This is a genomic window from Staphylococcus sp. FSL W8-0774, from assembly GCF_038006785.1.
Lineage (GTDB): Bacteria > Bacillota > Bacilli > Staphylococcales > Staphylococcaceae > Staphylococcus > Staphylococcus pasteuri.
On record NZ_JBBOVW010000001.1, the window covers coordinates 1,221,242 to 1,234,124 of the forward strand.

The 12,883-nt window shown below is 30.4% G+C and carries 11 protein-coding genes; all 11 read left to right on the forward strand.

The annotated features are described in order from the left end of the window. Nucleotides 1–4 precede the first annotated feature (4 nt). The 11 genes from dnaG to NSQ15_RS06055 all read left to right on the forward strand — a co-directional run bounded on the left by dnaG (nucleotide 5) and on the right by NSQ15_RS06055 (nucleotide 12,855). Nucleotides 5–1,813, forward strand: coding sequence for a DNA primase (gene dnaG / locus NSQ15_RS06005; RefSeq protein ID WP_217193929.1), 1,809 nt, complete (start codon nucleotides 5–7; stop codon nucleotides 1,811–1,813). 342 nt (nucleotides 1,814–2,155) lie between these two features. After that, on the forward strand, nucleotides 2,156–3,259 hold the full coding sequence (gene rpoD, locus NSQ15_RS06010; protein WP_029055739.1) for an RNA polymerase sigma factor RpoD: 1,104 nt from the start codon (nucleotides 2,156–2,158) through the stop codon (nucleotides 3,257–3,259). A gap of 120 nt (nucleotides 3,260–3,379) precedes the next feature. Next, complete coding sequence (locus tag NSQ15_RS06015) at nucleotides 3,380–4,069, forward strand: tRNA (adenine(22)-N(1))-methyltransferase (RefSeq protein ID WP_340747019.1); 690 nt, start codon at nucleotides 3,380–3,382, stop codon at nucleotides 4,067–4,069. Beyond that, nucleotides 4,059–5,162, forward strand: coding sequence for a Nif3-like dinuclear metal center hexameric protein (locus NSQ15_RS06020; protein WP_340747020.1), 1,104 nt, complete (start codon nucleotides 4,059–4,061; stop codon nucleotides 5,160–5,162). The genes NSQ15_RS06015 and NSQ15_RS06020 overlap by 11 nt, the downstream gene beginning before the upstream one ends. Before the next feature lie 55 nt (nucleotides 5,163–5,217). Beyond that, nucleotides 5,218–6,561, forward strand: a complete 1,344-nt coding sequence (locus NSQ15_RS06025; protein ID WP_029055742.1) for a DEAD/DEAH box helicase — start codon at nucleotides 5,218–5,220, stop codon at nucleotides 6,559–6,561. Between the two features lie 9 nt (nucleotides 6,562–6,570). Beyond that, on the forward strand, nucleotides 6,571–7,458 hold the full coding sequence (locus NSQ15_RS06030; RefSeq protein WP_070453866.1) for a deoxyribonuclease IV: 888 nt from the start codon (nucleotides 6,571–6,573) through the stop codon (nucleotides 7,456–7,458). Nucleotides 7,459–7,569: 111 nt separating this feature from the next. Beyond that, a complete protein-coding gene (locus NSQ15_RS06035; RefSeq protein WP_017636264.1) occupies nucleotides 7,570–8,340 on the forward strand; it encodes a metal ABC transporter ATP-binding protein in 771 nt (256 codons plus the stop codon). Between the two features lie 42 nt (nucleotides 8,341–8,382). After that, the gene (locus tag NSQ15_RS06040; RefSeq protein ID WP_017636263.1) at nucleotides 8,383–9,243 is read left to right on the forward strand and encodes a metal ABC transporter permease; all 861 of its coding nucleotides are present in this window, start codon (nucleotides 8,383–8,385) and stop codon (nucleotides 9,241–9,243) included. Continuing rightward, nucleotides 9,233–9,652: a Fur family transcriptional regulator gene (locus NSQ15_RS06045; protein WP_017636262.1), complete on the forward strand. Its 420-nt coding sequence runs from the start codon at nucleotides 9,233–9,235 to the stop codon at nucleotides 9,650–9,652. The genes NSQ15_RS06040 and NSQ15_RS06045 overlap by 11 nt, the downstream gene beginning before the upstream one ends. A gap of 260 nt (nucleotides 9,653–9,912) precedes the next feature. Then, a complete protein-coding gene (locus tag NSQ15_RS06050) occupies nucleotides 9,913–10,512 on the forward strand; it encodes a superoxide dismutase (protein ID WP_017636261.1) in 600 nt (199 codons plus the stop codon). A gap of 261 nt (nucleotides 10,513–10,773) precedes the next feature. Further along, on the forward strand, nucleotides 10,774–12,855 hold the full coding sequence (locus NSQ15_RS06055; RefSeq protein WP_340747021.1) for a peptidoglycan D,D-transpeptidase FtsI family protein: 2,082 nt from the start codon (nucleotides 10,774–10,776) through the stop codon (nucleotides 12,853–12,855). Nucleotides 12,856–12,883: the final 28 nt, after the last annotated feature.

Consider the following 12,883-nt stretch of genomic DNA (forward strand, 5'->3'; position numbering starts at 1 on the left):
TATTTTGCGTATAGAACAATCGGTCATTAATGAAATCAAAGATAAGACAGATATACTTGATTTAGTAAGTGAATATGTAAAACTTGAAAAAAGAGGACGCAATTATATCGGTTTGTGTCCTTTTCATGATGAAAAGACCCCTTCTTTTACTGTGTCAGAAGATAAACAAATCTGTCATTGTTTCGGTTGTAAAAAGGGTGGCAATGTTTTTCAATTCACACAAGAAATAAAAGATATTTCCTTTACAGAAGCTGTAAAAGAGTTAGGCGAACGTGTCAATATATCAGTTGATGTGGGTAATAGCCAATATCAAAATACAAACACACAAATCGCAACTGATGATTTACAAATGATAGAAATGCATGAACTCATGCAAGAATATTACCATTATGCACTTATGAAAACTGTTGAAGGTGAACAAGCGCTTAATTATTTGAAAGAACGTGATTTTCCAGAACAATTAATTAAAGAAAGAGGAATTGGTTATGCGCCTAATTCGTCTCATTTTTGTCATGATTTTTTAGAGAAAAAAGGTTATGATATCGAATTAGCGTATGAAGCGGGACTTTTATCTCGAAATGAGGAAAACTTTAGCTATTATGATCGATTTAGAGATAGAATTATGTTTCCTCTTAAAAATGCTCAAGGAAGAATTGTTGGATATTCAGCAAGAACCTATACTAATCAAGAGCCTAAATATTTAAACAGTCCAGAAACACCTATTTTCCAGAAAAGAAAGTTATTATATAATCTCGATAAAGCTAGAAAAAATATAAGAAAAAATGATGAAATTATATTACTTGAAGGCTTTATGGATGTTATTAAGTCAGACCATGCTGGTTTGAAATCTGTTGTAGCAAGTATGGGGACTCAACTTTCAAATGAACATATCACATTCATAAAAAAATTAACATCCAATATTACTTTAATGTTTGATGGAGATTTTGCAGGTAAAGAAGCAACATTAAAAACTGGACAAGCGCTTTTAGAGCAAGGTTTAAATGTATTTGTCGTTCAATTGCCTTCTGATATGGACCCAGATGAATATATTAGAAAGTATGGAAATGAAGCATTTCTAGAACTTGTTCAAAAAGATAAAAAATCTTTCGTCTTGTTTAAAGTTCAAACACATAAAGATGAAATTCAAAATAATGATTTGGCTTATGAAAGATATTTAAAAGAAGTAACTCAGGATATAGCTTTAATGCGTTCATCCATACTTCAGAAAAAGGTATTGCAAGACGTTTCAGAATTGTTTAAAGTTAGTTTTGAGACTTTGGACTATGAAGTGGCTCATCAACAGCAAACACAAAATGTTCAGTCTTCTTACCCAGATCAATCTTATTTTTATAACGAGCCACCGCAACAAACGATACAATTCAATCAATTGAATCGTCATGAAAAGGCAGAACGTTCCTTGTTAAAACACTTTATGCAAGATAAAGATACATTTTTAAATTACTATCAAAAAGTCAATTCTGACGACTTTACAAATGAGTATTTCAAGCGTATATTTAATACTTTGCATGATTATTTTTCTAATAATGATGTTTACCAATTAAGTACAATGATTCAATATATAGAAAATAATGACTTAAGAGAAGCGTTGATATCACTTGATTCATATAACTTAAATGAAGAACCATTTGAACAAGAATTAGAAGATTATATTAATATCATGAACGAGAATAAAGATGGCGAATCTTTAGAAGTTTTAAATCATAAATTGCGAGAAGCAACTCGTATAGGAGATACAGAACTACAAAAATATTATCTTCAATTAATTGTTAATAAAAACAAAAGTAGAATGTAATCTTACAAAAATTTATGATATCGTTGTATTTTAGAGATTTATGAATGGTTACCATGTATTTACATTGGGTAAACAAATAATATCTAAAAATGACTATTCAGAATAATTATATGTATTTTAAAGGGAGTTATTTTGACTGATATTTCATAAGAAAGTAATATTTTTCAGAAGATGATTAATCTACTGGTTTATTTAACGCATCATTGAAAATACATTGCTTTTAACTAAACGAAAATATGAAATTTAGTCTATATTTTATTAGCATTACCATCATTATAATCAAATTACTAATAATAAAAATGAATAAATTGAAAGTTTATATTAATACCGGGAGGCCGTTTCATGTCTGATAAAGTTAAAATTAAAAAACAAACAATTGATCCGACTTTAACAATGGAAGATGTTAAAAAACAATTAATTGAAAAAGGTAAAAAAGAAGGTCATTTAAGTCACGAAGAAATTGCTGAAAAATTACAGAATTTCGAAATGGATTCTGATATGATGGATGATTTCTTTGATCAATTAAATGACAATGATATCACATTAGTAAATGAAAAAGACAATTCAGATACAGATGCTAAATTAAATCCTAATGATTTAAGTGCACCTCCAGGCGTTAAGATTAACGATCCAGTACGTATGTATTTAAAAGAAATCGGACGTGTTAACTTATTAAGTGCACAAGAAGAAATTGAGCTTGCTAAAAGAATTGAACAAGGTGACGAAATAGCTAAATCTAGATTAGCTGAAGCAAACTTACGTTTAGTAGTAAGTATTGCTAAAAGATATGTAGGTAGAGGTATGTTATTCCTTGATTTAATTCAAGAAGGTAATATGGGTCTAATTAAAGCAGTTGAAAAATTCGACTTCAATAAAGGATTTAAATTCTCTACTTATGCAACTTGGTGGATTCGTCAAGCAATTACTCGTGCTATTGCTGACCAAGCACGTACTATTCGTATACCAGTGCATATGGTTGAAACAATTAACAAATTAATTCGTGTTCAACGTCAATTATTACAAGATTTAGGACGTGACCCTGCACCTGAAGAAATTGGTGAAGAAATGGATTTACCACCTGAAAAAGTTAGAGAAATCCTTAAGATTGCTCAAGAACCTGTATCATTAGAAACACCTATTGGTGAAGAAGATGATAGTCATTTAGGTGATTTCATTGAAGACCAAGAAGCACAAAGTCCTTCAGACCATGCTGCATACGAGTTACTTAAAGAACAGCTTGAAGATGTTTTAGATACTTTAACAGACCGAGAAGAAAATGTCTTACGTTTAAGATTTGGTCTTGATGATGGAAGAACTAGAACACTTGAAGAAGTTGGTAAAGTGTTTGGCGTAACTAGAGAACGTATCCGTCAAATTGAAGCTAAAGCATTAAGAAAGTTAAGACATCCAAGTAGAAGTAAACGTCTTAAAGACTTTATGGATTAAATAGTTTTGGACTGGGGCATAAAGCTTGTCCCAGTCTTTATTTTTTATAAACCGATGATTTATTATTTTAATACATATAGAGGCATTTATGATTTTAATAAAATAAAGGAGAATACCTTAGTGATCACATTAAACCAAAGATTATTAAAAGTGTCAGAATTTATTAAACAAGGTACACTTGCCGATATTGGGTCCGATCATGCATATCTACCTATTTTTGCTATTCAGTCTAATCTAAGTACTAAAGCAATTGCTGGTGAAGTTATCAAAGGACCTTTTGAAGCTGCCCAAAAAAATGTTAACGCCAATGAACTGGATAATGAAATTGAAGTGCGACTAGGTGATGGTCTTAGCGTAATTCGTGATAACGAACAAATAGATAACATAACGATATGTGGCATGGGAGGGCCTTTAATAGCTAAAATATTAGAAGAAGGCCAACATAAATTACATTCTCATCCTAGATTAATACTACAAAGTAATATTCAAACTCAAAATGTAAGAACATTATTACAAAGTATTCAATACAAAATTTTAGATGAAATCATTTTAGAAGAAAAAGGCCATATCTATGAAATAGTTATAGCCGAATACCAAACTTCACCTCTTGAATATAATGAATATGAACTCAAATTCGGTCCTATTTTACTAGAAAATAAAAATAAACATTTTTATAATAAATGGGAAAGAGAATTGAAGGCATTAGAAAAGATTAAGCAACAACTCAATCCAGAATTACACTTACATCGATATAATGAAATAGAATCAGAAATAAAATTGATTAAAGAGGTGTTAAATAGTGAAAGTTAATGAATTAATGGCTATGTTAGATGAGCATGTTCCGTTTAATACTGCTGAATCATGGGATAATGTAGGTTTATTAATAGGCGATGAATCTCAAGAAGTGAATGGAATATTAACAGCATTAGATTGTACTATTGATGTTGTTCAACAAGCAATTAATGAAAATGTTAATATCATTATTAGTCATCATCCACTTATTTTTAAAGGCATTCAATCAATTACTAATCAAGGATATGGCGAAATAATCAGATTACTTATTCAAAATAATATTAATTTAATAGCTATGCATACAAATTTAGATGTTAATCCTAATGGTGTAAATGCAATGTTAGCTTCCAAAATTGGTTTACAACATACACAGTTAATTAATAAAGAACCAATTCAATACTATAAAGTTCAAACATTTATACCTGAAGATCATCTAGAAACATTTAAACAACAGCTCAATGATATTGGTCTTGCTAAAGAAGGCGATTATGAATATTGTTTCTTCGAAAGTAAAGGGAGAGGTCAATTTAAACCTGTTGGTGATGCAGATCCGTATATTGGTTCAATTGATGAAATAGAATTCGTTGATGAAGTGAAATTAGAATTTATGATATCTTATCAACAACGTCAGTTAACTGAGCGAGCTATCCATCACTATCACCCTTATGAAACACCAGTATATGACTTTATTGAATTGAATAAAGAAGGTAATTACGGTTTAGGAATAATGGGAGAATTAAAAGAACCAATGAAAATTGAGGACTTTGTAGAACAAGTGAAAAGACAACTTCAAATTCCAAGTGTTCGATACGTAGGTAATTCAAATGCTATGATTAGTAAAGTTGCTATGATTGGTGGTTCTGGAATAGGTTTTGAATATAAAGCTGCTCAATTAGGTGCCGATATATTTATTACCGGTGACATCAAACACCATGATGCATTAGATGCGAAAATAGAAGGAATAAATTTATTAGATATCAACCACTATAGTGAATATGTGATGAAAGAAGGATTAAAACTTTTACTACAGGAATTGTTATTAGAAGAAAATTCAAATGATATCAAAGTTGTTGCTTCTAATATTAATACAGATCCTTTCACATATATTTAAAATCTTCATCATTTACATTATAATAGTAAAGATGAACTTATAAGGAGGCCATAACATGGCAAAACATCCATTCGAATACTTCGGTCTTGAAGATAGTATGATTGAAGCAGTTAAAGATTTAAATTTTGAAAAACCGACAGAAATTCAAAATCGAATTATTCCAAGAATTTTAAAGAAAACTAATATTATTGGACAGTCACAAACAGGTACAGGAAAATCACATGCCTTTTTATTACCTTTAATTAGTTTAATAGATATAAATATTCAAGAACCACAAGCTATTGTTGTAGCACCAACTAGAGAACTTGCACAACAACTATATCAAGCCGCTAATCATTTAAGTAGTTTTAAAGAAGGCGTAAGCGTAAAACTATTTATTGGTGGTACTGATATTGAAAAGGACAAGCAAAGATGTAATCAACAACCACAATTAGTTATTGGTACACCAACTAGAATTAATGACTTAGCTAAAAGTGGTCATTTACACACACATTTAGCTTCTTATTTAATTATTGATGAAGCTGATTTAATGATTGATTTAGGTTTAATTGAAGATGTAGACCTTATAGCATCTCGCCTAGAAGATAGTTCAAATATTGCAGTATTTAGTGCAACAATTCCTAAATCTCTACAACCATTTTTAAATAAATATTTAGAACAACCAGATTTTGTAGAAGTTGATAGTCAGTCTCAAAATAAGAAAAATATAGAATTTTATTTAATTCCTACAAAAGGTGCAGCCAAAGTTGAAAAAACACTTAAATTAATAGATATTCTAAATCCATACCTATGTATTATATTCTGTAATAGTAGAGACAATGCCGATGAATTAGCACGTTCATTAAATGAAGCAGGTATCAAAGTTGGTATGATTCATGGTGGATTAACACCTCGTGAACGTAAACAACAAATGAAACGTATACGTAATCTTGATTTCCAATTTGTAATTGCGAGTGATTTAGCTTCAAGAGGTATTGATATTGAAGGTGTTAGTCATGTTATTAATTTCGATGTACCAAATGATATAGATTTCTTTACTCATCGTGTTGGACGTACTGGTCGTGGTAATTATCACGGTGTTGCTATTACGTTATATAGTCCTGATGAAGAAGAAAATATTTCAGCAATCGAAGATAGAGGATACGTTTTCGAAAATGTTGATATCAAAAATGATGAACTTACACCTATCAAGGCGCATAACACTCGACGTACTAGACAACGTAAAGATGATCATTTAACAAATGAAGTTAAAAATAAAGTACGTAGTAAAACCAAACGTAAAGTTAAACCTGGTTATAAAAAGAAATTTAAGCAGGAAGTTGAGAAAATGAAACGACAAGAGCGTAAACAATACAGTAAACGTCAAAATCGTCAAGATAGAAAGAATAGAAAAGGATAGGTGAAAAAGATGTTATTAGGTTCACATGTATCTATGAGTGGTAAAAAAATGTTAGAAGGGTCTGCAGAAGAAGCACATAAATTTGGCGAATCAACATTTATGATATACACAGGAGCGCCACAAAATACACGTCGTAAAAGTATTGAAGATTTAAATATTACAAAAGGTCATGAAGTGATGGAACAATATGGTCTATCTAATATTGTAGTACATGCTCCATATATCATTAATATTGCTAACACAACTAAACCAGAAGTATTTGAATTAGGTGTCAATTTCTTACAGAACGAAATTGAGCGTACACAAGCAATTGGGGCTAAAGATATTGTATTACATCCCGGTTCTCATGTTGGCGCTGGTGCAGATGTAGGTATACAAAAGATCATCGATGGTCTGAATGAAGTATTAACAAATGATAACAATGTTCGTATCGCTTTAGAAACAATGGCAGGTAAAGGTTCTGAAATAGGTCGTAACTTTGAAGAAATTGCTCGTATCATTGATGGCGTGAAATATAATGAACGCTTATCCATTTGTTTTGATACATGTCATACGCATGATGCTGGATACAATATCAAAGAAGATTTTGATGGTGTTTTAAATGAATTTGATAAAATTATAGGTGTAGACAGAATTAAAGTCGTACACGTAAATGACAGTAAAAATGAACAAGGTGCACATAAAGATAGACACGAAAATATTGGATTTGGTCATATAGGCTTTGATGCATTAAATTACGTTGTTCATCACGATACTTTCAAAGACATTCCAAAAATTTTGGAAACACCTTATGTTGGTGAAGATAAAAAGAATAAGAAACCACCTTATAAACATGAAATTGAAATGTTAAAATCTCAGACATTTGATCCAGATTTAAAAGATAAAATTTTAAACTAATAATATTAAAAGTAGGCGTTACAGATATTTCTGTAACGTCTTTTATTAGTCGTAAGCATTACAATTTACATTAAGTTCATCAACATGTATAGTATAAAATGAGGTGAAAAAATGACTACACCAGTATTTGAACTTAAAAATATAGATTACTATTTTGATCATAAACAAGTCTTAGAAAATATAAATATTAAAATTAACAAAGGTGAATTTTTAGCAATTGTTGGTCCTAATGGAGCCGGCAAATCAACACTTTTAAAAATCATACTTGGTTTGCTGCCATTACAATCCGGCGACATTTTTATAGATGGTCATCCTATTAAAAATAATAAATCAGCTCTAAAAATAAGTTATGTTTCACAAAAGGCCTCTTCGTTTACAGCTGGTTTTCCAGCAAGTGTTAAAGAAGTAGTTTTAAGTGGTTTAACTAAAACAAAAAAACTTTTTCAACGTTTTAATAATAAAGACATCAAGAAAGTAGAACATGTTTTAGAAAGATTAAATATAGAACATTTAATTGATAAAAACATTGCAGAATTATCAGGTGGCCAACAACAACGTGTGCTTATTGCACGTGCTTTGATTTCTAATCCTAGCGTGCTTGTATTAGATGAACCTACTAATGGTATTGATGCTAAACATGTAAATGAATTTTATGAAACGCTTGATCGATTAAAAAAGGAAGGCATAACCATTATATTAGTTACACATGATATTGGTGTAGTAGCAGATACAGCAACAGAAGTTGCATGCTTAAATAAACATCTTCATTTTCATGGTACGACTGAAGATTTTAAATCTCTTGATGAGGTTGAAATTTCCAAAATATATGGACACCCAGTTCAATTCGTTGATCATCAACATGATAGAGAATGTTGTACCTAAATTAGAATCGATTCATAGAAATAAATTTGAGGAGTGTAACTCGTGATAGATGCATTATTAAACTTTGATTTTATGAGATACTCCTTGATCAGTGGTATCTTAATAGGATTTATAGCACCATTAATTGGAGCTTTTATAGTAGTACGAAGGTTGTCACTTATTGCTGATGCACTAAGCCATGTAACATTGGGCGGTATATCATTTGGCATGTTTATTATAACAGTATTGCCAGCACTAACTTTCATTAATCCTATGTGGTTTGGAATATTATTCGCCATTATTGGTGCATTATTAATTGAAAAATTGCGTACCTCATATACTAATTATCAAGAAATTGCCATTCCAATTATTATGAGTGCAGGTATTGCCTTAAGTGCTATATTTATTTCATTAGCAGATGGTTTTAATCAAGAGATAGTTGGTCTATTATTTGGTTCAATTAGTGCAGTTAATTTCAGTGATTTAACTACAATTATCTTCATTACAATACTAGTTTTATTATTCATAACTTTATTTTATAAAGAGTTATTTATTTTATCTTTTGACGAAGAGTATAGTAAAGTTATAGGAATACCAAAATGGATTCAGTTTTTATTTATTGTAGTTGTTGCAATGGTTATTTCTGCTTCTATGAGAGTAGTAGGTATATTGTTAGTTAGTGCGTTAATCACTTTACCTGTAGCAATAGCGATGCGTTGGACAAAAGGATTCAAACAATTAATTATCCTTAGTATCATCATAGGTGAATTATCAGTGATACTTGGATTAGTTCTCGCATTTTACATTAATATTTCACCTGGTGGCGTGATTGTAGTACTATTAGTCATTATGCTAATGATTACAATGACTTATCAAAAGTTAAAATTAAAGTCACAAAAAGGGGATCGTAAATATGAACACTAGTGATGCTATTAAAATATTAAAAGATAATGGTTTAAAATATACAGATAAACGTAACGATATGCTTAATATATTTGTTAAAGAAGATAAATACATTAATGCTAAACATATTCAACAAGTTATGGATAAAGATTATCCAGGTATATCTTTTGATACCATCTATAGAAACCTTCATTTATTTAAAGACTTAGCAATTATTGAAAGTACTGAACTAGATGGAGAAATGAAATTTAGAATCGCTTGTACTAATCATCATCACCATCATTTTATATGTGAAAATTGTGGTGATACTAAAGTTATTGATTTTTGTCCAATTGACCAAGTTAAACAATATTTACCAAATGTTGATATTCATACTCACAAACTCGAAGTTTACGGTACTTGTGAAAAATGTCAAAAAGTAAATCATTAATCTTACTAGCCATAGTCTATCGACAAGAAGACTATGGCTAGTTTTTATATTAGAAAGCGAAAATACACATAAATACTAAAAAAACATACTCCATTAGTACGAATTCACTAATTATAGTAAATAAATGTTTAAATATCATCGTTTTGAGATATATAATACATGTAACAATAATTAGCAGTTATATATTAAGCACATTTATTGTCGAAATTGTGACTGCTTGTTATGATTAAGATACAGACATTTTAGGAGGATGATTATTTATGGCATTTGAATTACCAAAATTACCATATGCATTTGACGCATTAGAACCACACATCGATAAAGAAACTATGGAGATTCACCATGATAAACACCATAACACTTATGTAACAAAATTAAACGCTGCAGTTGAAGGTACTGATTTAGAAGCTAAATCAATCGAAGAAATTGTAGCTAATTTAGACAGTGTACCTTCTGATATCCAAACTGCTGTTAGAAATAATGGTGGCGGACACTTAAACCACTCATTATTCTGGGAATTACTAACACCTAACTCAGAAGAAAAAGGTGAAGTAGTAGATAAAATTAAAGAACAATGGGGTTCTTTAGATGAATTCAAAAAAGAATTTGCTGACAAAGCAGCAGCTCGTTTTGGTTCAGGTTGGGCTTGGTTAGTAGTAAATAACGGGCAATTAGAAATCGTTACAACTCCAAACCAAGATAATCCATTAACTGAAGGTAAAACACCTATCTTAGGTTTAGATGTTTGGGAACACGCTTATTACCTTAAATATCAAAACAAACGTCCAGATTATATCAGCGCTTTCTGGAATGTAGTTAACTGGAATAAAGTTGACGAATTATATAACGCTGCAAAATAATTTATATTTTGATGTTAGAGTCTAGAACATTGTTATAATGTTCTAGGCTCTTTTTTCTATGATTAATATGATATTATGTCTATTAATGAAAATGATTTGAATGTAAAATTAATTATAAATAAGGATTACAAAAAGGTCGTCATAAATAAAAAACGATAGTGTTTTAATTAATGTCTGTTCACTTTTTTATCAAAATGATAGAAAAATTTTTGTTTTTCATATATCATTTTAAAGAGATACTTTGAATAGAGGTAGGTTGTTTTGCTTAAAAGATTAAAGGAAAAATCAAATGATGAAAAAGTAAGAAACACGATGAACCGGAGAATTAATTTCATTTTTGGTTTGGTTGTGTTTATATTTGCAATTATAGTACTCAGACTCGGTTACCTACAGATTGCCCAGGGTTCTCATTATAAGCAATTAATCAAAAGCGATGAGAATATCACTGTGAACGAATCTGTGCCTAGAGGTCGTATTGTAGACCGTAATGGTAAAGTATTAGTTGATAATGCCTCTAAAATGGCGATTACATATACTAGAGGTCGTAAAACCTCACAAAAAGAAATGTTAGATACAGCTAAAAAATTATCATCATTAATCAAAATGGATACTGACAAAATTACTGATAGAGACGAAAAAGACTTCTGGGTCACTTTACACCCTGAAAAAGCTAAAGCTTTAATGAAAAAAGAACAATCTCTATTAGAAAATGGTAGCATTACACAAGAACAATATGATGAACAGCAAAGAAAGAAAATTGGTAAAAAACAATTAGATGACTTATCTGACAAAGAGTTACAAATTTTAGCTATATACCGTGAGATGAATGCAGGTAGTACACTAGATCCGCAAACTATTAAAAATGAGGATGTAACAGAAAAAGAATACGCTGCAGTATCTCAACAATTATCTAAGTTACCTGGTGTAAATACATCTATGGATTGGGATAGAAAGTATCCATATAAAGATACGCTTAGAGGTATATTTGGCGAAGTTTCAACATCTACAGAAGGTTTGCCTAAAGAACTAACTGAACAATATTTATCTAAAGGTTATTCACGCAATGATCGTGTCGGTAAATCATATTTAGAATATCAATATGAAGATGTACTTCGTGGTAAGAAGAAACAAATGAAATATACGACTGATAAATCTGGTAAAGTAATAAAATCTGAAGTTATTAATCCAGGTTCTAGAGGACATGATTTACAATTAACAATAGACATTGATTTACAGAAAAAAGTAGAATCATTATTAGATAAACAAATTGAAAAATTACGTAGTCAAGGCGCTAAAGATATGGACAATGCCATGATAGTTGTTCAAGATCCGAAAAATGGTGACATTTTAGCTATGGCTGGTAAACAAATAAGTAAAAGCGGCAAATTAACAGATTATGATATTGGTAACTTTACTGCTCAATTTGCAGTAGGTTCATCGGTAAAAGGCGGAACTTTACTTGCCGGTTATCAAAATCATGCCATTAAAGTAGGAGAAAAAATGGTCGATGAACCATTAAAATTCCAGGGCGGTTTAACTAAACGTTCATACTTTAATAAAGATGGTCGAGTGACAATAAATGATAAAGAAGCACTTATGCATTCATCAAACGTTTATATGTTTAAAACAGCCTTAAAATTAGCTGGAGATCCATATTATTCTGGTATGCCATTACCAAACGATATTACATTAGCTGGTCAAAAGCTTCGAAAAGGTTTAAATCAAGTTGGTCTTGGTGTTAAAACAGGTATAGATTTACCAAATGAAACAAATGGTCAAATTGAACCATTAACTAATAATCCAGGTAATTACTTAGACTTATCTATTGGTCAATACGATACTTATACACCATTGCAACTTTCTCAATATGTATCAACAATCGCAAATGACGGTTATAGAATTCAACCTCATATTGGACTGTCTATACACGATTCAACTAATAAAGATGAACTAGGACCGGTAAAACGAAAAATTAAAGGTAATGTATTGAATAAAGTAAATAATTCTCAAAGAGAAATAAATGAAGTTCAAGACGGATTCAAAATGGCATTTAATGAAAAAGATGGTACCGGTTATGCTAGCTTTAAAAACACAGTTGTACCTTCAGCAGGTAAAACAGGAACAGCAGAAGTATTCCAAGATGGGGAATCTAGAGTAAACTCAACTTATATTGGTTATGCACCAATTAAAGATCCAAAACTAGCATTTTCTATTGTCTATACCAATCAACCAGTTCCACCACCTTGGTTAAACGGTGGAGACTTAGGAAGAGATGTTATCGATTATTATTTCAAAGATAAAGATAAAAATGGAGATAGCACTGAAAATAGTAGTGATAAATAATTAAAATTTAAATACATTACAAACTATT